Genomic DNA, 22,494 nt, shown 5'->3' with positions numbered 1-22,494 from the left:
TTTTAATTACTAATTATTACTTCTTGAAATACCAAGTGCTAAACCACGTAATTCTGCCAAACCACGTAAACGACCAATAGCCGTATAACCCGCGTACGCTTTATTGTTTTCTAAATCACTTAGCATCTGGTGTCCGTGATCAGGACGCATTGGTAATTGTATATTTCTTTGTTTTTCTACTTCTAAAACAGCTTTTACCACTTCATACATATCGGTAGAACCGTCCAAGTGATTGTCCTCGTAAAAACTACCATCGTCTTCGCGTTTTACATTTCTAAGGTGTAAAAAGTGAATGCGATCGGCAAATTTTCTAATCATACTTGGTAAATCGTTATTTGGATTAGCTCCTAACGACCCTGTACAAAATGTGATGCCGTTTGACGGGCTATCGATAAAGTTTACTAAATCGGTTAAATCTGCTTCCGATTTAATGATACGCGGTAAGCCCATAATGTCCATTGGTGGATCGTCTGGATGAATAGCCATAACAATGCCGTTCTCTTCACATACCGGAATCACTTCATTTAAGAAAAACGATAAATTCGCTTTTAAATCGGCATGCGACAAGTTATCGTACTGCGCAATCATGTCTTTAAACACCGGAATCGTTAAATCATCAACTGTTCCTGGTAAGCCTTTTAAGACGTTGTCTTCAAGTGCTTGTTTTTCTTCAACAGACATCTCAGCAAAACGCTTTTCAGCTAAAGCTAAAATTTCAGAAGTATAGGCTTCCTCTACCCCTTCACGCTCCATGATGAATTTTTCGAAAACTGCCATTTCAACCTTATCGAAACGTAACGCCGTACTACCATCTTCTAATTTCCAGAACAGTTGTGTGCGTGTCCAGTCTAAAACCGGCATGAAATTATAACACACGTTTTTAATACCACAAGCCGCTACATTGCGTAAACTTTGCTTGTAGTTTTCTATACGTTGTAAATAATCGCCTTTGCGTAATTTGATGTTTTCGTGAATAGGAATACTTTCGATAAAGCTCCATACTAAACCGGCATCTTCAATAAGTTTTTTTACTTTCTGAATTTCCTCTACTTCCCATACTTCACCGTTAGACACATGGTGCAAAGCTGTTACAACACCTGTTGCTCCTGCTTGTTTTATATCTGATAATTTTACAGAGTCTGAGACTCCAAACCATCTAAATGTTTCTTGCATTTTCTTTTAAATCTGAATAATATTAAACACCACTAAACGCGCTAAATCCACCATCAACAGGAATAACAATTCCGGTCACAAATTTTGAGGCATCAGAACATAAATAATGTAATGCTCCGTGCAACTCGTCAGCTTCACCAAAGCGTTTCATTGGCGTATTGTTTATGATTGTATTACCTCTATCTGTGTAACTTCCGTCTTCATTTAACAATAAAGTTCGGTTTTGGTTTCCAATAAAAAATCCTGGTGCAATGGCATTAACTCGTAAGCCATCTCCGTATTTTGTGGCTAACTCTACCGCTAACCATTTCGTATAATTATCAATCGCAGCTTTTGATGCTGAATAACCTGCTACACGTGTAATGGCTCTGTCGGCAGCCATTGAAGAAATATTGATAATCACTCCCGATTTGCTCTTTACCATTTCCTTTCCAAAAACGATAGAAGGAATAATACTTCCAAATAAATTTAAATCGACAACCTTTTTAAAGTCATCCATATTAATATCGAAAAAGGATTGTGTTGGTCCAACAGTTGCCCCAGGCATATTACCTCCGGCCGCATTAATCAGCACATCAATTTTTCCATATTTTGCGATAACCGCATCAGATACGTCCTGAAGACTTGCCTCGTCGACAACATTGCATAAATACCCATCAACTTTTTTGCTAATAGATTTCATGCGCTCAACAGTTGCATCTACAGTTTCTTGTTTGTAATGTAATATAATTACTGTAGCTCCCTGATGTAATAGATATTCGGCCATACTGCCCCCTAAAACACCGCCACCTCCGGTAACAAGAACTACTTTGTCTTGTAAATTGAATAAGTTCATTTATTGTTATGAATAATTAAAATCATGATGAGAATAGCAAATTTAAGCATATACATTACAATTACTGTACTGCACTGTACTGTTTCTTCTTTTTTTTTAAAATAACTACAAGAATAATTATTTCTTTAAATTTTTGACAATCAAAAAACAAAGAACTAACAATATCATATAACAAAACATCTAAAATTATAACAATAATGCTGTTTTGTTTATAAATAAATATCAATTCGATAAAATTTTATTCAAATAACAGTACAGTACAGGATAGAAAGCATATTCTATTCCTTTAATTTTGAGTTCAAATATTTTAATAATTCTCATGAATACACTTGAAAAACAATTTAAATACGTAGATTATCTTTGGGATGACAAGAAAGCTGAAAGCTTAGGTGATGACCAGGTTGCTTTATTCTTATACCGTTCAAATATATTAGGTGCAGACCTTAGAATTACCAACTATGGCGGTGGTAATACAAGCTGCAAAACCATTGAAAAAGACCCGTTAACCAATGCTGAAGTTGAAGTGATGTGGGTTAAAGGTTCAGGTGGAGATATTGGTACCTTAACACGCTCTGGTATTGCCGGATTATACACCGAAAGATTACGCGATTTAAAAAATGTATATGGAGGTTTAGCAGATGAAGATCGTATGGTTGGGTTATTTAACCACTGTATTTATGATTTAGACAGTAAAGCACCATCTATCGATACGCCGCTTCACGGTTTATTACCTTTTAAACATATAGACCACTTACACCCAGATGCTCTTATTGCTGTTGCTGCTGCAAAAGACAGCGAAAAAGTAACCAAAGAAATTTGGGGAGACACTATGGGTTGGGTGCCTTGGCAACGTCCTGGTTTCGATTTAGGTTTACAATTAGAAAAATGTTTAGCTGACAACCCTGGAATTAGAGGTATCGTTTTAGGTAGCCACGGTTTATTTACTTGGGGAGATACATCTTACGAATGTTATATGAACAGTTTAGAAGTTATTGAAATGGCTTCTGAATATATCAATAAAAAGATTGCTGAAAAAGGATCTGTTTTTGGTGGACAAAAAGTAGAAAGCTTACCACAGGAAGAGCGTTTAGAAAAAGCTGCGCAATTAATGCCGTTATTAAGAGGATTATGTTCCTCTGAAAACAGAATGATTGGACACTTTGCTGACAGCGATGTGGTGATGGAATACATAAACAGTAACGATCTTGAGCGTTTAGCTCCAATGGGAACCTCTTGTCCAGATCACTTCTTACGTACAAAAATTCAACCTTTAGTATTAACATTAGATCCTAAAGAAGATTTATCAGATGCTGAAGCTGTGCTTGCTAAATTAGAGCCTGCTTTTGAACAATACAGACAAGAATACGCAGATTATTACAATACTTGCAAAAAAGATAACAGTCCTGCAATGCGTGATCCAAACCCGGTAATTATTATTTATCCTGGCGTTGGTATGTTCAGTTTCTCGAAAGACAAACAAACAACACGTGTAGCAAGTGAGTTCTACATCAACGCGATTAATGTAATGCGTGGCGCAGAAGCGATTACAGAATACACGTCTTTACCAAGACAGGAAGCTTTCGATATCGAGTACTGGTTATTAGAAGAAGCTAAATTACAACGTATGCCAAAAGAAAAACCATTATCTCGAAAAGTAGCCTTTGTTACTGGTGCAGGTGGTGGAATTGGTAAAGCTATTGCTGATAAATTAGCTGAAGAAGGTGCTAACGTTGTATTAACAGATATTAACGAAGAAAGCTTAAAAGTAGCACATGCAACTTACAAACGTGACGTGTCTACTTACGCTGTATGTGATGTTACCGATACTGAATCTATTGCTTCTGCTTACAAAAAAGCATGTTTAGAGTTTGGAGGTGTTGATATCGTGGTACACAGTGCTGGTTTAGCAATCTCTAAATCTTTAGAAGACACAACCGATAAAGACTGGAATATTTTACAAAGCATCTTAGTAAAAGGTCAGTTCGATTTAGCAAAACAATTTGCAGCGATTGCTCGTCAACAAAACTTGGGAGGTGATTATATCGCCATAGCAAGTAAAAACGGTTTAGTTGCAGGGCCAAATAACGTTGCTTACGGTACAGCTAAAGCTGCACAACAACACATGGTACGTTTATTAGCAGCTGAGTTAGCTAAAGATAAAGTACGTGTAAACACCGTAAACCCTGATGGTGTTATTGTTGGAAGTAAAATCTGGGAAGGTGCTTGGGCCGAAGGTCGTGCTAAAGCAAACGGAATCACCGTTGAAGAACTTCCTGCATTTTATGCAAAAAGAAATTTATTAAACGAAATCATTACTCCTGCTGATATTGCTAACGGTGTTTTCACATTCGTGGGTATCTTAGATAAATCAACAGGAAACATTATAAATGTAGATGGCGGTATGGCTAATGCATTTGTAAGATAAACGATAGTTAGTTTTAGTTTGTAAAAACTTCCATAGCATAGTTAAATATCTATGGGAGTTTTTTTTTCAATTTCAGATACTTCATTTTCTATAACTACTATAAAAAAATGATTGTATCTTGTAGTAACCAATTACAATTAAAGACATGAAAATATCTCAAAACCACATTCAGGATACGAATAAATCTGGTTTACAATCACACAAGGAAAATTTCGATTTTTTAGCAAACAACCTTTCTAAAAAAGGAGCTAATGTAGAAGCAATTGTAAGTAAATTAAAAGACTTTCAAGTAGCTATCCCAAGTTGGGCTTTAGGTGCTGGAGGTACACGTTTCGGACGTTTTTCTTTCTACGGTGAGCCATCAAGCTTAGAACAAAAAATTCAGGATATCGGGTTAATTCACTCGTTAACACAAACAGCTGGAGCGGTATCCTTACATATTCCATGGGACATTCCACAGGATTATGCTGCGGTTAAAGAATTAGCTAACGGATTAAATATTAAATTCGATGCAGTTAACTCGAACACATTCCAAGACCAAAAAGATGCTAAGGAAACTTATAAATACGGATCGTTAAGCAATACCAGCGAAGCAGTAAGACAACAAGCTATTCAACATAACTTAGATGTTATCAATATAGGAAACCAGTTAGGATCGAAAAGTTTAACAGTATGGTTAGCTGATGGGTCTTGTTTCCCTGGACAAAATAATTTCCAAACGGCTTTACAAAATACAGAAAACAGTCTTAAAGAAATCTACAAAGGGTTGCCTGCAGACTGGAGTATGTTAATCGAGTACAAACCTTACGAGCCTAATTTCTACAGCACGGTTATCCAGGATTGGGGAACATCGTTTATGTTAGCTAATGCTTGTGGAGAAAAAGCCTATTCGTTAGTAGATTTAGGTCACCACTTACCAAATAGTAACATCGAACAAATTGTTTCTATCTTAATGTTAAAAGGTAAATTAGGTGGTTTCCACTTTAACGATAGCAAATACGGTGACGACGATTTAACCGTTGGAAGTATTAAGCCTTATGCCTTATTCTTAATTTTCAACGAATTGGTTTACGGTATGCAAAACAATCCTCAAAACCCGGATTTAGCCTGGATGATTGATGCGAGCCACAACGTAAAAGATCCGTTAGAAGATTTAATCCAATCGTTAGAAGCTATTCAGGAAGCCTATGCTAAAGCCTTATTAGTTGATCAAGCTGAATTAAAAGCAGCGCAATTAAACAACGACGTTGTGAAGTGTCAGGAAATTTTACAAGACGCCTACAGAACCGATGTTCGTCCGCTTTTAGCTGAAGCAAGACGTTTGGCTGGTGGTGCTTTAAGCCCGATTAACGCTTACCGCGCCTTAGGTGTTAGAGATACATTAATTGAAGAAAGAGGAAAACACACTGTAGCAACAGGATTATAAGAGTATGATAGATGTAACTGCTGTATTTGATATAGGAAAAACCAATAAAAAATTCTTCCTATTCGATAAAGACTACAAGGAAGTTTATAAAGAATATACGAGTTTCGAGGAAATTGAAGATGAAGATGGTCATCCTACCGAAAATTTAGAAGCGCTTCAAAACTGGCTAAAAAGTGTTTTTCAAAACATTTTAGACGCTCAGGAGTTTAATGTAAAAGCCATAAACTTTTCAACTTACGGCGCAAGTTTTGTACATATAGATGAAAATGGCGAAGTATTAACGCCGCTTTACAACTATACAAAGCCTTTAAACCAGGAAGTTGTTGATTCATTTTTAGACAAATACGGCCCTAAAGAGGAGTTTTTAAAAACTACCGGGTGTTTCGATTTAAGTTTATTAAATTCAGGTTTACAATTGTACTGGTTAAAGTACAGTAAACCTGAAATATTCAAAAAAATTAAATACTCGTTACATCTACCACAATACTTAAGTTATGTGTTTACCGGAATTCCATTAAGCGAATACACCAGTATTGGTTGTCATACAGCACTATGGGATTACGCTAAAAAAGATTACCACGAGTGGGTATACAAAGAAGAATTACACCATATTCTTCCAACCATTGTTTCTACCGAAACAAGCATAAATATGAACTATAATGGACGACGCATTAAAATTGGTGTTGGTATTCACGATAGTTCTTCTGCTCTATTACCTTACGTTCGAAGCATTAAAAAGAAATTTGTTTTGGTATCAACAGGTACATGGAGCATTACCTTAAATCCGTTTGCAGATCATCCAATTATTGAAGACACAAAAGATAAGGATTCGATTAATTACATGCGTATTAACGGAAAACCAGTTAAAGCAACGCGTTTATTTTTAGGTAACGAATATAAAATTCAGGTTAGTAAGCTTCATAAACATTATAACGTTCCTGAAGATACTCATCGTCATATCAAATTCAATTACGAGATTTATACTGAAATCGTAAACGATTTTGAACACATGTTTAAGTGGGAAAGTCTGTCTTCAAAAGATATGCCTGCCGAGACAAAACTGCCATACAAAGATTTTGAGGAAGCCTTCCATCAGTTAATGATTGAGCTGGTTGAACTTCAAATTAAGAGTATAAAAGATGTTATAGGCGACGAGGAAATCAAACGTTTATATGTTGACGGAGGTTTTAGCGACAACGATTTATTCATTAAACTGTTATCGCATAATTTCAGAAATATGAAACTAAGGACCACCGATTCTTCACTGGGATCGGCTTTAGGTGCTGCGATTTCTATTTCCGATAGCAAACTGAATTCTAAATTCCTGAAAAAGAACTACTCGTTAAAAAAACACGTACCGTTTATTATCAGTTAACCTAAACTTATAGCTTGTTATGTTTTAATATTTGCCTAACATTAAATTAAATCTATATGGCCTCAAAATTAAATTTGGAGCACCCCAGAGATCAGATTACAAAAATTATTAGTCGAATCTACAAAAGGGGCATGACGACCACTTCGGGTGGTAATATTTCTATCATCGATGACAACGGTGATATATGGGTAACACCTTCAGCAATCGATAAAGGATCGCTAAAAGCATCAGATATTATTTGCGTCAGGAAGGATGGTACCGTGGTTGGTAAACACAAACCGTCGTCTGAGTTTCCTTTTCATAAAGCCATATACGATATTAGGCCGGATATTAAATCGGTAATACACGCGCATCCACCGGCGTTGGTGTCTTTCAGTATTGTTCGCCAAATTCCAAATACCAATATCATTTCACAAGCTAAACACGTTTGCGGACCTATTGGTTATGCGCCTTACGAATTGCCTGGAAGTCATAAATTAGGAGATGTTATTGCTGAAGAATTTAAAAAAGGATTTAAAGCAGTTATCATGGAAAACCACGGAACTGTTTTAGGTGGAAGCGATTTAAATGATGCTTTCGAGCGCTTTGAAGCTTTAGAATTATGTGCGCGCACTATTTTATACGGTTCTCAAATAGGAACACCTAATTACTTAACCGACGATCAAATAGAACAGTTTGAATCTCAAACCCAGTCGACACTTCCTGAAATGAAAACTACGGAGTATCCTTCGGATGAAGTTGAAAAGCGTTTGGAAATCTGTAACATTGTTAAGCGTTCTTGTGAACAAGGTTTAATGATAAGCTCTTACGGAACCGTTTCTATGCGTTGGAAAGGGGATGATTTCTTAATTACCCCTACTCACGTAAATCGTTGGGATATGGCTATTGAAGATATTGTTCAAATTAAAGACGGACAACGAGAAGCTGGTAAAAACCCTAGTAGAGCGACATGGATACATCAGGAAATCTATAAACGTAATCCGAAGGTGAATTCCATTATCATGACGCAATCGCCTTATTTAATGGCATTCTCGGTGACTAAATCGTATTTAAACGTGAGAACCATTCCGGAAAGCTGGATCTTTTTACAGGATATACCTATGGTGGAATACGGTACGCATTTTAAAGCGAATAACAACTCTCAGATTATCGACGATTGTACAACAGCTTTAATTATTGAAAACGATTCTGTGATTGTTACGGGCGATAAATTATTACAAACATTCGACTACCTTGAAGTTGCCGAATTTAGTGCTAAATCTATTGTTTTAGGAGCTTCTTTAGGTAATATGGTGCCTATTAACGACGATCAGGTAGAAGAATTAAGAAAGAAATTTTTAACATAAATAAACAATTAACTAAACTAACATATATGACACAATATCATCAAGAAGAAGACATGATAGAAGATATTGCTGGAGGGGAGTTTGAGAGAACCCCTGTCCCGCAATCAAAATTAAAAGGTTGGAAAAGCTTTTTAGGTATGTATGCCGGTGAGCATGCCGCAGGTACCGAATTCGTAATCGGCCCCCTGTTTTTAACTGCCGGAGTTAGTGCTTTCGATTTAATTATAGGCTTACTTTTAGGAAACTTGTTAGCCGTATTAAGCTGGCGTTTCCTTACTGCTGAAGTTGCGGTAAAAAACCGTTTAACCTTATATTTTCAATTAGAAAAAATAAGCGGTAAAAACTTAGTTACTGTATACAATTTAGCTAACGGAATTTTATTCTGCTTTCTTGCAGGTTCCATGATTACCGTTTCAGCAACAGCGGTAGGTATCCCTTTTGATATGCCAATGCCAAAACTAACAGACACTATGCCTAACGGCGTAACATGGATTGTTATCGTATTGGCTATTGGTGCTGTGATTTCAATTATCGCAGCTCGTGGTTATGATACCGTATCGAAAGCAGCAAATTACATGTCTCCTATTATTGTTTTGGCGTTTTTAGCCTGTGGTATTGTGGCATTAAATCAGTTAGGAGTTGAAAGCTTTTCCGATTTCTGGAATATCTGGGGAGAAGGTTCAGAACCATTTCCTGGACAAATTAAATACACCTTCTGGCACGTGGTTATCTGGTCTTGGTTTGCAAATGCAGCTATGCATATTGGTATGTCTGATTTATCGGTATTCCGTTTTGCAAAAAAGGCAAGTTCAGGATGGACAACAGCTGCAGGTATGTATGTAGGTCACTACATGGCTTGGATTGCTGCTTGTTTATTATATGCTGTGTATTTACAGTCTCCAGAAGCCCAGGCTTTATTAGGAACTGGTCAGGCTCCTTCGGTAGCTCCAGGCCCTTTAGCATATAACGCTATTGGTGTATTCGGTATCATTGCTGTAATTCTGGCTGGATGGACAACAGCTAACCCAACCATCTACAGAGCTGGTTTAGCGTTTCAAGCAATTATTCCAAAAGTATCAACGTTCTGGGTAACCATTATTGCAGGTACCATTGCAACTTTAGCTGGAATATTCCCTGCATTCGCCATGAAATTATTAGATTTTGTCGCTTTCTACGGATTTATTTTAGCACCTATTGGAGCAGTAATTGTATTCGAGCATTTCTTTGCAAAAAAATATGGTATCATTAAAAACTATGCCGAGCACGCAGGAATTAAGTTTAACAAATCAGTACTTTTTGCCTGGGCAATTAGTTTTGGGCTGTTCTATTTTATTTCCATTCAATTCGATATCTTTTTATCGTTTGTTACTTTACCAACATGGCTAATGTGTGGTGTATTATTTCTGGTATTCAGTAAAAAATTTCAAAAGCAATAAACACGTTTATTATCATAATTTAAAGGCTCGTAAATTCGTTTACGGGCTTTTTTTTAATAATCTACAACAAACACTGAATTATTCAAAAAAAACCATTTTAATTAAACGTAAAAAATACGTTTATAACACATTATTTTTCAATATTTAGTTAGTATATTTGTAGTTCTTAATCTGTTAATTCAACAAAATTGTACAACATAAATCTTAAAACGGATAATTCTAATGGTTTAGAATATATTGAAATTGAGAATTCCTCAATTCAAACCTCCGCAAAAATATATACCAGTCTGGGTGCCAGCCTCCAAGCTTTAACTCTAAATGGAAAACCATTAATAACTTCATTAGACCCGCTACCCTATTCCGATACTTACGCATCATCGATTTTATTTCCTTTTGCAAACCGAATAGACAATGGCACTTATACTTTTGAAGACGAAACGTTTCAATTTCCAATAAACGAACCGGGAAATAACAATGCACTGCACGGTTTGGTATTCAATAAAACTTTTAAAATTATTGAACAAGTTGCTGATGATAATCAAGCTTCAGTAAAATTGGAATACTTAGAAAAAAACGAATCTGAAGGATTCCCATATACTTTTGCGATTCAATTGGAATATGTGTTAACGGCGACGTCTTTAGATTTAAATGTGACTATAAAAAATACCGATAATAAAACATTTCCTTTTACTTTGGGATGGCATCCGTATTTTGAATCGGCTAACCTTTTTGAAAGCACATTAAGTTTTGACAGTGACAAACAATTGGTTTTAAACGAACGTTGCATTACTACAGGAACAACAGATGCTTCAAGCACCAATCTTTTTGAAATTAAGGATAAATATCTTGACGATTGCTTCCTGTTAAACCATAACGATATTACATTCAATACGCCGGAATATAGTTTTGTAATGAGTAGTTCTTCAAAAGAAAGTTATTTACAAATCTATACACCGCCTAAAAAAACGCATGTAGCTATTGAGCCAACTACAGGTGTCTCAGATAGCTTCAATAATAACATGGGATTACAAACCTTAAAACCAAAAGAAACCTATCAATTAAACTGGAACATTAAACTACAATAGTTAATTATGAAATACCCCTTTTAGGGTATTCCATCTGACTTAAAAAATAAATATTTACAGATGAATAAAGCATTAGTGAACAAGGTAATAGAAACCTTTGTAGATAAATTTAACGCGCAACCGCTCGTGGTATTTTCTCCAGGGCGTATCAATATTATTGGAGAACACACCGATTATAACGACGGGTTTGTATTTCCGGCTGCCGTAAACAAAGGTATTGTTGCGGCATTTCAAAAAAACGATTCTGACACTTCTGTAGCTTATGCGATTGATGTTGAAGATACCTTAGAATTTTCAGTAGACAGCATTCAACCTTTAGCTAAAGAAAGCTGGGGAAATTACGTTTTAGGTGTTATAGCTGAAATCCAGAAAAAAGGACTTACGGTTGGAAACTTCAACGTGGTTTTCAGTGGAAATATTCCTGCGGGATCAGGAATGTCCTCTTCAGCAGCACTTGAAAACAGCGTGGTTTTTGGGTTAAATGAATTATTCGAATTAGGATTAACCCGTCAAGAAATGATTTTTATTTCCCAAAAAGCAGAACACAACTATGTGGGTGTCAACTGCGGCATTATGGACCAATATGCGAGCATGTTTGGTATTAAAGACCACGCCTTACTTTTAGATTGCAGATCGATTGAAGCAAAACCTTTCCATATAGATTTTGAAGGTTACGAATTAATGTTAATCAACACCAATGTAAAGCACAGCCTGTCCGATAGTGCTTATAACGATCGTCGTTCGGTTTGTGAATCAATTTCTGAAATGCTAAACATTAAAGCTTTAAGAGATGCTACTGAAGCCGATTTAGAAACCGTAAAAGACAAAGTTACAGAAGAAAACTACCAAAAAGCGTTGTTCGTTATTCAGGAAAATAAACGTGCCGAATTAGCTTCTAAAGCCATGACCGATGGTGATTTAAAAACTTTAGGAGAACTCATTTACGGCTCTCACCACGGACTGCAACACCAATACAAAGTAAGCTGTGAAGAGCTTGATTATTTAGTAGATCAAACTAAAGAAAACGACCAGATACTTGGTGCCCGAATGATGGGAGGTGGTTTTGGCGGCTGCACCATTAACCTGATTGCCAAATCTGCCGTTAACGATTTTAAAACAAAAATTTCAGAACTTTATAAAAACGAATTTGGTAAAGACTGCTCCATCTATTCTGTAGAACTGGCGGATGGAACCGGATTAGTAACTGATTAAAGCTAAAAAAACAATGAATACCGATTTACAAGATTACTCACACAAACGATTCAACATACTTACAGGTGAATGGGTTTTAGTATCTCCACACCGTGCAAAGCGCCCATGGCAAGGACAAAACGAAGCGGTTTCAAACGAAGTACGACCATCTTACGACGAAAGCTGCTATTTATGCGCAGGCAACACTCGTATTAATGGAGAAGTAAACCCGAAATACGAAAACGTATTTGTATTTACCAACGATTTCGCAGCACTTCAAACCGATTCAAAAACCTTTACAGTAGACGACGGTTTATTAAAAGCGCAAAGCGAACAAGGTATTTGCAAAGTGATTTGTTTTAGTCCGGACCACTCTAAAAGTTTAGCGGACATGGCTCCTGCAGAAATTGAGCAGGTCGTTTTAGAATGGCAAAAACAATACAAGGAACTTGGTGATAACGACTTAATAAATTACGTTCAGATTTTTGAAAACAAAGGTGCTGTTATGGGGTGTAGTAATCCGCACCCTCACGGACAAATCTGGAGCCAGACAACACTACCTAACGAAGTTGAAAAGAAAGATACACAGCAACGTAATTACTATAACGAGCATAAAAAAAGTATTTTAGGAACGTATCTTGCTCAGGAATTAGAGAAACAAGAGCGCATTATTTTTGAAAATGATGCTTTTGTGGTGTTAATTCCATTCTGGGCAGTATGGCCTTTTGAAACCATGATTGTCCCTAAAAAACATCAGACAAATATTTCTGAAATGAAAGACAACGAAACCTTATTGTTTGCTGAAGCCATTTCGGTAATCACCAAGGCTTATGATAAGTTGTTCAACACTTCATTCCCATATTCAAGTGGTATTCATCAGTCACCAACCAATGGGGAAGACAACAGCCACTGGCACTGGCACATGAGTTTTTACCCACCATTATTACGTAGTGCAACGGTTAAGAAATTTATGGTAGGTTACGAAATGTTTGGTTCGCCCCAACGCGATATTACAGCAGAAAGCGCTGTAAAAATGCTTCGTAATTTACTATAGCCTCTAAAAAAATAGATGAACAATAAAACCTGATGCACTCCATCAGGTTTTTAATTTTTAAAACAATACACTAAATCATAACTTCAAAAGTTATATTTTTAGCCTACAAAACAAATGCCTTTAATGAAACGCTACATATACTTTTTACTTACTTTTTTATTTTTAATGTTTTGGAGTTCTTGTCGCAAAGATTTTGAGTTTTCACCAAGTACCGGAAATCTGGAATTTTCAAAAGATACTGTGTATTTGGACACCACGTTTACAAATATTGGGTCCAGCACCTACACACTAAAAGTATATAATCGTAGTAATACCGACATCAATATTCCGTCTGTGCAATTAGGTTTAGGCAACGGTTCAAACTACCGCTTAAATATTGATGGCATGGCGGGGAAAGTATTTAGCAATGTGCAAATTCAAGCCAAAGACAGTATTTATATTTTTGTAGAATCAACTATCAATATTAACGATTTCGCCAATGACGGTACCTTTTTATATACAGACCAAATTCAGTTTGATGACGGAACTAACCAGCAAAATGTAGAACTGGTAACTTTGGTTCAGGATGCCGTATTTATTTATCCGAATCGCGATTACGACACTAAAATTATTGAAACCTTAAGCTTAAATATTGGTGGTGAGGAATACGAAACCGATATTCAAGGACGCACTTTACAACCCAATGAATTACATTTTACAAACGAAAAACCTTATGTCATTTACGGATATGCTGCCGTACCTAATGGCTACACGCTAACCATCGATGCCGGGGCACGTATTCATTTCCATGAAAGTTCAGGGCTGTTGGTTTCTGAAGGCGCTTCACTTCACGTAAATGGTGAATTCAGTTCAGATCAGGACTTACTGGAAAACGAAGTCATTTTTGAAGGAGACCGCTTAGAACCTGACTTCTCTGACATTCCTGGTCAATGGGGCAGCATATGGCTTTTTGAAGGCAGCACGAACAATATTATTAACTACGCTACCATTAAAAATGGCTCTATCGGTATTTTATGCGATGGCGGTGCGGAAGCTTCAGAAGACGCTTTAAAAATCACCAATTCGCAGATTTACAACAACACAGGTTTTGGCATTTTAGGAAGAAATACCTCGATTACTGCTGAAAACGTGGTGTTGAATAACGCCGGACAATCATCGTTTGCTGGTACTTTTGGTGGCCGTTATAATTTTACGCATTGTACGATTGCCAATTACTGGAATAATGCCAGACAGTTCCCCGCCCTGCTTTTAAATAATTATATTGTTGATGCCGATGAAAACATAGTGGTTACCGATTTAACCGAAGCTAATTTTAACAACTGCATTATATACGGAAACGACAACCCAGAGCTCTTGTTCGATGAAGTTGAAGAAGAAACCGTAAACTTTAATTTTAAATTTACCAACTGTTTAATTCGTTTTCAGGATTACACCAATTATTACTCAGGGCCCAATTACGATTTTGAAGATACTATACATTACGAAGGGAATATCTTTAATCAAACACCCGACTTCTTTAATCCTGAAGAAAATAAGTTGATTATTGGAGAGAACTCGGCTGCAATCAATCAAGGATTACCTGGTTTTGCATCACAGGTTCCAACCGATATATTAAATGTAAACCGAACGACTACTCCCGATTTAGGTGCTTACCAACATATTACATTTCCAGAGGAGGAGAATTAAAATACATGAGTTGGTTTTGTAAATAAGACCCAATTCGAACATAAACTCCTTAATAATTTCATATTATATATATGATTCTGTAGTTTTGCAGCCAAAAACATGATTTGTGAGCTACGCGAAAAGGATATACAAGAATTTGATGCAACAAACATACTACCGCAAACGCCGTTCTGGGGCCGCGTAAAAGAAAACCAAGGGTTCATTCCTAAAGGTTTTGAACTTACCATTTCAAAAGACTTATTGGTTAGCGATGCCAGTTCTATTGAAAAAAAGGGCGAAGATTTATTAATACTTATTAAGTACGTGGATCAGAATCACTGCTTTGCTTACGTACCTTACGGCCCTAAATTAGAGCCCGACTTTGAAAATCAAGGGTTGTTTTTAGAGCAACTTTCAGAATCTATACGTCCGTTCCTCCCACCTAACTGTATTTTTATCCGTTACGATTTAATCTGGGAAAACCAATGGGCTACCGAAGAGGAATATTTTGATAACGACGGCAACTGGATTGGTCCGCCACCCAACAAAACACAGGAATTTCGTGTGAATTTCAATACCGCCAACTGGAACTTACAAAAAAGTGTAGGCGATAATCTTCCCAAAAACACCTTTTTTATCGATTTATCTTTAGATGAAGAGGACCTTTTGTACAATATGCGCTATAACACGCGATATAACATAAGAAGAGCTACTAAGAAAGGAATTAACGTTAAGGAATATGGTATAGAACACATGAACGACTGGTATAAGTTGTATCTGGAAACAGCTAATCGCCATGGTATGCCTGCCCAAAACGAGGAATTCTTTTCAACTATTTTCAATAATCAGGACAACAGTAAAAAAGGGGTTACGGTTAAAATGTTAATGGCTGAAAAAGATGGCGAATTTTTATCGTCTATGTTTTTAGTGTTATCAAAAAAACGAGGCACTTATTTATATGGTGCTTCGGCAAACGACAAAAACAATTTAACCGCTAGCTATGCTCTGCAATGGGAATCGATGAAAGTATCGAAAGCCTGGGGCTGCACCGAATATGATATGTTTGGCTCGGCACCTAATTTAAATCGTAGCCACCCGTTACACGGTGTGCATGTTTACAAAAAAGGATTTGGTGGCGATTTATATCACCGTATGGGCTGCTGGGATTATCCGTTTAATCAAAAACTATACGATTTATATAAACTGCAGGAAATGCAGAATTAAACTGATTTAGGAATCCATCGCTGCTTTTAATTGCTGAAATGCACGTTGAATTTTTGAAAGTGGCGATGCGATATTCATACGCATAAATAATTGATAATCGGCTCCGAATGTTAAGCCCAAAGCCAAACCTACTTTTGCTTTATTGAATACTAAATCTTTTAATTCCCTTTCGGAGATATTCAACGCTGAAAAATCTAACCAGATTTGATAGGTACCTTCAGGTCGAATCATTCTCACCTGTGGTAATTCTGTTTTTAAAAACATTTCAATCCAGTCAACTGTTTTTTCTAAATACACAACTAACGCATCTACCCAATCATGACCATGAGTGTAGGCTGCTAAAATCGCATACGCCGACAACGCGCCTCCCTGATTTAAATACATTGAGGTTACCAGACTGTTTATCGTTTCAAACTGCGCTTTGTTTTCGGTGTAAATATAACCATTAGCTATACTTTGCATACCAAACGTTTTTGCCGGAGACCCTAGAACAGCAATATGATTTTGAGTATTTTCAAACGATAGTATGCTGTGGAATTTAGAGTTTGAAAACACAATTTCGGAGTGTACCTCGTCGCTTACAATAATTACGTTATAAATATTTGCTAAATCCACCAGCTTTTGTAATTCTTCTCTATTCCAAACCCGCCCCACCGGATTATGCGGATTACACAGTAAAATCACTTTTGTGTTTCCGGTTTTAAGCTGCTCTTCGATATTTTCGAAATCGAACGCATAGTGTCCGTTTTCAATTTTTAACGGATTCTCAACAACTGTGCGGTTTGATGTTTTTATAGCCGTATAAAACTGATGATACACTGGCGTTTGAATCATGATACCATCTCCTTCTTCTGTCAAGGCTCTTAAAATAACAGCAATGGCGGTAAGCACCCCATTGACCTGAATAAAATTATTCGGGTTCAATTCTAAACCATGACGCTTTAAATTCCAGTTAGCAATGGCTTCTTTAACCTGCGGACTAATATCTTCGTAAGCATAAACCCCACGCTCAACAATATCTTTTAAAGCTTCAGTAATTGGCGGAGCGACTTTAAAATCCATATCTGCTATCCATAATGGCATCACATCGTCTGTGCCTAAAACCATTTTTAAATATTTAGGATTGTTCTTTACAAAATGGTTTTCAACGTTGTGTTCTATATCGAAGATACTCATAGGATGATTCGTTTTATTAGTCGTATCTCAAAACTACCAATATTGATTTAGTTTATACCAAATTTTATATTGAATTTAAGATTCTAAATCTAATTGCGTTAGGGATTGTAGCAAGCTACCATGTAGCGCGAAAAGCCCGACCCGAAGTAACAACGAAGGGTAACGCCCAAAACCAAAAAATCCCGCTACATGAGCGGGATTTTCTGAATATGTATAGATGCTGAAACCAGTCCAGCATGACAAGTCAATTACGCTACGAATAATGGTCTGTCTGCCATTAATGCGTTTACTTTATCAGCTACAGCTTCTAAAACAGCTTCATCTTGGTAATTCATGATCACTTCATCAATTAACTCAACGATTTGCTCCATTTCAGCTTCTTTTAAACCTCTTGTTGTAACAGCAGCAGCACCAATACGGATACCTGAAGTTACAAACGGAGAACGGGTATCAAAAGGCACCATGTTTTTGTTTACGGTGATATCTGCTTTTACTAAAGCCTGCTCTGCATCTTTACCTGAAATATCTTTATTACGTAAATCGATTAACATACAGTGGTTATCTGTACCTCCTGAAATAATGTTGTATCCTTTTGCCACTAATGCTTTAGCTAAAGCTGCTGCATTAGCTTTTACTTGTAACTGGTAGTGTAAGAACTCATCGGTTAAAGCTTCACCAAAAGCGATTGCTTTAGCAGCAATAATGTGCTCTAATGGACCTCCCTGGTTTCCTGGGAATACCGCTGAATCTAATAAAGAAGACATTTTACGTAAGCTTCCGTCTTTTAAAGTGATTCCGAATGGGTTATCGAAATCTTTACCCATCATAATCATACCTCCTCTTGGACCTCTTAACGTCTTGTGAGTTGTTGTTGTTACAATGTGACAGTGTGGCATTGGATCGTTTAAGATACCTTTTGCAATCATACCTGCTGGATGAGAAATATCAGCCATTAAAATAGCACCAACGCTATCAGCAATAACTCTAAAACGAGCAAAATCAATATCACGAGAGTAAGCAGATGCTCCGGCAATGATTAATTTTGGTTGCTCTTTAGTCGCAATCTCTTGAATTTTATCGTAGTTTAATACGCCTGTTTCTTCTTCAACACCGTAAAATACAGGGTTATATAATTTTCCTGAGAAGTTTACTGGCGATCCGTGTGTTAAGTGACCTCCGTGAGATAAATCGAATCCTAAAATTTTGTCACCAGGTGTTAAACATGCATGGTAAACAGCTGTATTTGCCTGACTTCCTGAGTGCGGCTGTACGTTTACATACTCGGCTCCAAACAAAGCTTTTGCTCTATCAATAGCTATTTGCTCTACTTCATCAACTACTTCACATCCACCGTAATAACGTTTCCCTGGATATCCTTCTGCGTATTTATTAGTTAATACTGAACCAGCAGCCTCCATAACTTGTTTACTTACAAAGTTTTCAGACGCAATAAGCTCTAAACCATGTAATTGGCGCTCATTTTCAGCTTGAATTAATTCAAAAATTTGTTCGTCGCGTTGCATATAAAATTAAATTCTAGTTAAATATTGTGCAAAAGTAACAAATAGATTAGTTAAAAGCATCAAAAAACATATATTTACTATTAAGTTTTTAACCTTTTTGATAACCCGGTATTTAAACCCAATTTTTATTTATTTTTTTCCTTAAAAATGAAAAATTTATGTAGGTTTGAATATTATCAACTATTAAATAAAAGTAAACGTTATGCGATTAGCAGCTAACAATCCAGATAGAACATCGTGGTTACACGTCGATAAAAATTCAGATTTCCCAATTCAGAACATTCCGTTTGGTGTTTTTTTAACGCGTGATGACATCATTACTATCGGAACCCGTATTGGTGATACCGCTATAGATTTAGGGGCTTTACACCAGTTAGGGTATTTTGATGGCATTCCTTTAACCGATGATATCTTTCTTCAGGATTCGTTAAACGATTTTATTGCTGATGGTAGAAAAACCTGGCGTGCCGTAAGAGACCGTATTGCCGAAGTTTTCGACAGCAAAAACACCACACTAAAAAATAATAAAAGTCATAAAGAAATTGTCCTGTTTCGTTTAGACGAAATTGAAATGCAACTTCCTGTTGAAGTTGGTGATTACACCGATTTTTACTCAAGCATGGAACACGCTACAAATGTAGGGACTATGTTTCGAGATCCTGAGAATGCCTTGTTACCAAACTGGCTTCATATTCCTGTAGGTTACCACGGAAGAAGTTCTTCGGTTATTCCTTCAGGCATTCCGGTACATCGTCCGCAAGGTCAAACCTTACCGGAAGGCGCAACCGAACCAGTTTTCGGACCAAGTAAATTGGTAGATTTCGAATTAGAAATGGCTTTTATAACTACAGCCGCCAACGATTTAGGAGAACCTATTCCTGTTGACGAAGCCGAAGAATACATTTTTGGTTTAGTATTATTAAACGACTGGAGTGCACGCGATATTCAAAAATGGGAATATGTACCACTTGGACCTTTCCTGGCTAAGAACTTTGCAACCTCTATTTCTCCGTGGATTGTAACTCTTGATGCGCTAGACCCTTACCGTGTTGAAGGCCCAAAACCTGTAAAACCACAGTTAGATTATCTTAAATATTCTGGTAAAAAGAAAAGTTTCGATATTAATTTAGAGGTATCGATACAGCCGGAAGGTGCTAAAGAAAATATTGTATCGAAGTCTAACTTTAAATATATGTACTGGAATATTTCGCAGCAACTGGCTCACCATACTATTAATGGTTGCCCTGTAAATTCTGGTGATTTAATGGGAAGCGGAACCATTTCGGGGCCTTCTCCAGAATCTTATGGTTCGATGCTTGAATTAACCTGGAAAGGCGAAAAACCAATCAAACTAAAAGATGGCACAGAACGTAAATTCATTAATGATAACGATACCGTAATCATGCGAGGCTATTGCGAAAAAGACGGAACACGAATTGGTTTCGGCGAAGTGTCAACCAAATTATTACCCGTATTTAAAAAGAAATAAATTTATTTTAACCCCTTAATATTAGCCCTCAAATATTACATTTGAGGGTTCTTTATTATAAAATGGCATTACTATTGTTTACCCCTTATCAAAACTCAAAATTTTAAAGCATGAAAAAACAACTACTCTCTATTCTTTCTTTGTTTATACTTTGTGCTTGTAGTAGCAGCAAGCAAATTGAAAAATCATTAAGCTCAGGTAATTATGACCAGGCAATTTATGATGCGTTAAATAAATTACGTACCAACAAAGATAAAAAAGGAAAAGCTGAATATATTGTAATGCTTCACGAGGCTTACAATAAAGCCACCGAACGCGACCTAAGCTCTGTTGACTTTTTAAAGAAAGATAATAACCCCGAGAACTACATTCGCATCTACGATACCTATGTGAATTTAGATAATCGTCAGGAACGCATTAAACCTGTTTTACCATTATATATTAACGGCAAAGAAGTAAAATTTGATTTTAACAATTACTCAAGCCACATTATTTCTTTTAAAAATGATGCATCTCAACAAATGTATAAAACAGCATCGTCGTTACTAAATTCAAAAAACAAGTTAGATTACCGTCAGGCTTATAACGATTTCAAAGAAATTGAAACTATAAATCCGAATTTCAAAGACGTACGTCAACTTATGGATGTTGCGCATGCTAAAGGAACCGATTTTGTTTTAGTAGACATGGTTAACGATACCGAAAAGGTAATTCCACAGCGCCTGGAAGACGATTTACTTAATTTCAGCACCTACGGATTAAACAACTTATGGACGGTTTACCACAACAATGCTGTAAACGATGTAAATTACGATTACAGTATGCGTGTGAATTTGAGAGGCATCAGCATTTCTCCCGAACAAATTAAAGAGCGACAAATTATTAAAGAAAAACAAATTGCTGATGGCAAAAAGAATTTACTGGACGCAAATGGCAATCAGGTAAAAGACAGCTTAGGCAATACCATTCAGGTAGATAATTTAAAAACTGTACGTTGCGAGTATTACGAATCGACACAATTTAAATCAGTACAGGTTACCGGTAATGTTGAATACATAAATTTAAACACCAAACAACTGGAAGATGCTTTCCCTATTACCAGTGAATTTGTATTTCAGCATATTTTTGCTACGTCAAGAGGAGATCGTCGTGCTTTGGAAACCGATTTGTTACAATATTTAAACAACCAGCGTGTGCCCTTCCCTAGTGAATCGCAAATGATTTACGATACAGGTGAAGATCTTAAAGCACAGCTCAAACAGATTATAAATTCCTATTCCATAAGATAGAATGAAAAACGCCCAAACTGAGTTTGGGCGTTTTTTTTTAATCTCCTTCAAAATAATTAATTGAAAGGATAGCCACTTTCTCTCAAATTAAAAACAAAAACAACGGGGCTCCACATCCCTACTGGCTTACCTTGGTATTGACAAGGGATGAAATCAATTTCTTCTTGAAATACCTTATTAATAACTTCCATTCTTGCTTCTTTGCCAGTCTTAGTTAATACGTCCTCAAAACCACCCGTTACCCTACTCTTTACAGCTCCATATTTATCCACTAAAAGGGAAACTCGAACTTTACCACCATCAAAGTCAACAAACTCTTCGGAACCATATATCTTTTGAGATAGTTGGTTAACCAAAATAGGATGAATACTACCTTCTTTTATTAAATCATATTCTCTACCTCTTGTTCTAAACTTTAACCCAACTTCAACATCCTCATAAAACATAAAATCATTATAAAAAATATCACCACAGTATTCCTTAATGAGCTTACCTGCACCTTTATCCTTTAATTTATACGATTTTTGTAATAACCCGCAAGAACTGCTCTATTCTCTAAATGGAATTCAACTAATGCCAGATTATATAAAACGTCTGTGTTTTTAGAATCTTTTTGAAGAACTTTTAAATAGATTTCTTCTGCTTTCTTCAATTCACCATTTTTCAATGCAATGTTCCCTTCCACAATTAATTTCTCAAATTCTTTAGAATTTTGAGAATTTGAAATTAAAGAAAATCCAAAAAATACAATTACAATAACGAGCCGCATAAATACATTTAAT

At 36.4% G+C, this 22,494-nt stretch carries 18 protein-coding genes; 12 read left to right on the top strand and 6 right to left on the bottom strand.

The genetic code is table 11. From position 1 onward, the window contains the following. Window positions 1-9: 9 nt before the first annotated feature. Together uxuA and NO995_RS16560 are read right to left on the bottom strand one after the other, a co-directional pair. Window positions 10-1,173, bottom strand: coding sequence for a mannonate dehydratase (uxuA, locus tag NO995_RS16565; protein ID WP_258228467.1), 1,164 nt, complete (start codon window positions 1,171-1,173; stop codon window positions 10-12). A 22-nt stretch (window positions 1,174-1,195) separates the two neighbouring features. Further along, window positions 1,196-2,008 carry an SDR family oxidoreductase gene (locus NO995_RS16560; protein WP_258228466.1) on the bottom strand — a complete coding sequence of 271 codons (813 nt, stop codon included), beginning with the start codon at window positions 2,006-2,008 and terminating at the stop codon, window positions 1,196-1,198. Window positions 2,009-2,327: 319 nt separating this feature from the next. On the opposite strand from NO995_RS16560, the gene NO995_RS16555 reads away from it, so the two are divergent. The 10 genes from NO995_RS16555 to NO995_RS16510 all read left to right on the top strand — a co-directional run bounded on the left by NO995_RS16555 (window position 2,328) and on the right by NO995_RS16510 (window position 16,235). Beyond that, on the top strand, window positions 2,328-4,433 hold the full coding sequence (locus NO995_RS16555; protein WP_258228465.1) for a bifunctional aldolase/short-chain dehydrogenase: 2,106 nt from the start codon (window positions 2,328-2,330) through the stop codon (window positions 4,431-4,433). 145 nt (window positions 4,434-4,578) lie between these two features. Continuing rightward, window positions 4,579-5,859: a sugar isomerase gene (locus NO995_RS16550; protein ID WP_258228464.1), complete on the top strand. Its 1,281-nt coding sequence runs from the start codon at window positions 4,579-4,581 to the stop codon at window positions 5,857-5,859. 4 nt (window positions 5,860-5,863) lie between these two features. After that, window positions 5,864-7,234 carry an FGGY-family carbohydrate kinase gene (locus tag NO995_RS16545; RefSeq protein ID WP_258228463.1) on the top strand — a complete coding sequence of 457 codons (1,371 nt, stop codon included), beginning with the start codon at window positions 5,864-5,866 and terminating at the stop codon, window positions 7,232-7,234. A 56-nt stretch (window positions 7,235-7,290) separates the two neighbouring features. Further along, complete coding sequence (locus tag NO995_RS16540) at window positions 7,291-8,580, top strand: class II aldolase/adducin family protein (RefSeq protein WP_258228462.1); 1,290 nt, start codon at window positions 7,291-7,293, stop codon at window positions 8,578-8,580. Between the two features lie 26 nt (window positions 8,581-8,606). After that, window positions 8,607-10,016: a cytosine permease gene (locus tag NO995_RS16535; protein ID WP_240573204.1), complete on the top strand. Its 1,410-nt coding sequence runs from the start codon at window positions 8,607-8,609 to the stop codon at window positions 10,014-10,016. A 188-nt stretch (window positions 10,017-10,204) separates the two neighbouring features. Beyond that, the gene (locus NO995_RS16530) at window positions 10,205-11,101 is read left to right on the top strand and encodes an aldose 1-epimerase (protein ID WP_258228461.1); all 897 of its coding nucleotides are present in this window, start codon (window positions 10,205-10,207) and stop codon (window positions 11,099-11,101) included. A 60-nt stretch (window positions 11,102-11,161) separates the two neighbouring features. Then, window positions 11,162-12,313, top strand: a complete 1,152-nt coding sequence (galK, locus tag NO995_RS16525; protein WP_258228460.1) for a galactokinase — start codon at window positions 11,162-11,164, stop codon at window positions 12,311-12,313. 13 nt (window positions 12,314-12,326) lie between these two features. Beyond that, entirely contained in the window at window positions 12,327-13,346 is a 1,020-nt protein-coding gene (locus NO995_RS16520) for a UDP-glucose--hexose-1-phosphate uridylyltransferase (RefSeq protein WP_258228459.1), read from the top strand. 123 nt (window positions 13,347-13,469) lie between these two features. Beyond that, window positions 13,470-15,032 (top strand): hypothetical protein, encoded by a 1,563-nt coding sequence (locus NO995_RS16515; protein WP_258228458.1) that lies wholly within the window; start codon window positions 13,470-13,472, stop codon window positions 15,030-15,032. A 99-nt stretch (window positions 15,033-15,131) separates the two neighbouring features. Next, window positions 15,132-16,235, top strand: coding sequence for a peptidoglycan bridge formation glycyltransferase FemA/FemB family protein (locus NO995_RS16510; RefSeq protein WP_258228457.1), 1,104 nt, complete (start codon window positions 15,132-15,134; stop codon window positions 16,233-16,235). A gap of 6 nt (window positions 16,236-16,241) precedes the next feature. Here the strand turns inward: NO995_RS16510 and NO995_RS16505 are convergent, their stop codons facing one another. Both NO995_RS16505 and glyA read right to left on the bottom strand, forming a co-directional pair. Continuing rightward, window positions 16,242-17,411 carry a MalY/PatB family protein gene (locus NO995_RS16505; RefSeq protein ID WP_258228456.1) on the bottom strand — a complete coding sequence of 390 codons (1,170 nt, stop codon included), beginning with the start codon at window positions 17,409-17,411 and terminating at the stop codon, window positions 16,242-16,244. Window positions 17,412-17,659: 248 nt separating this feature from the next. Continuing rightward, entirely contained in the window at window positions 17,660-18,934 is a 1,275-nt protein-coding gene (gene glyA / locus NO995_RS16500) for a serine hydroxymethyltransferase (RefSeq protein WP_258228455.1), read from the bottom strand. A gap of 202 nt (window positions 18,935-19,136) precedes the next feature. Here glyA and fahA point away from each other — a divergent pair, with 202 nt between their 5' ends. Beyond that, window positions 19,137-20,423, top strand: a complete 1,287-nt coding sequence (gene fahA / locus NO995_RS16495) for a fumarylacetoacetase (protein ID WP_258228454.1) — start codon at window positions 19,137-19,139, stop codon at window positions 20,421-20,423. Between the two features lie 110 nt (window positions 20,424-20,533). Continuing rightward, the gene (locus tag NO995_RS16490) at window positions 20,534-21,712 is read left to right on the top strand and encodes a hypothetical protein (protein ID WP_258228453.1); all 1,179 of its coding nucleotides are present in this window, start codon (window positions 20,534-20,536) and stop codon (window positions 21,710-21,712) included. 56 nt (window positions 21,713-21,768) lie between these two features. Here the strand turns inward: NO995_RS16490 and NO995_RS16485 are convergent, their stop codons facing one another. Both NO995_RS16485 and NO995_RS16480 read right to left on the bottom strand, forming a co-directional pair. Then, entirely contained in the window at window positions 21,769-22,158 is a 390-nt protein-coding gene (locus tag NO995_RS16485; RefSeq protein WP_258228452.1) for a hypothetical protein, read from the bottom strand. Between the two features lie 62 nt (window positions 22,159-22,220). After that, window positions 22,221-22,481 (bottom strand): tetratricopeptide repeat protein, encoded by a 261-nt coding sequence (locus tag NO995_RS16480; RefSeq protein WP_258228451.1) that lies wholly within the window; start codon window positions 22,479-22,481, stop codon window positions 22,221-22,223. Window positions 22,482-22,494: the final 13 nt, after the last annotated feature.

Source organism: Aestuariibaculum sp. M13, from assembly GCF_024723255.1.
Classification (GTDB): domain Bacteria; phylum Bacteroidota; class Bacteroidia; order Flavobacteriales; family Flavobacteriaceae; genus Aestuariibaculum; species Aestuariibaculum lutulentum.
The sequence above is the reverse complement of the archived record's forward strand: the minus strand, read 5'-3'. Positions and strand labels throughout refer to the sequence as shown.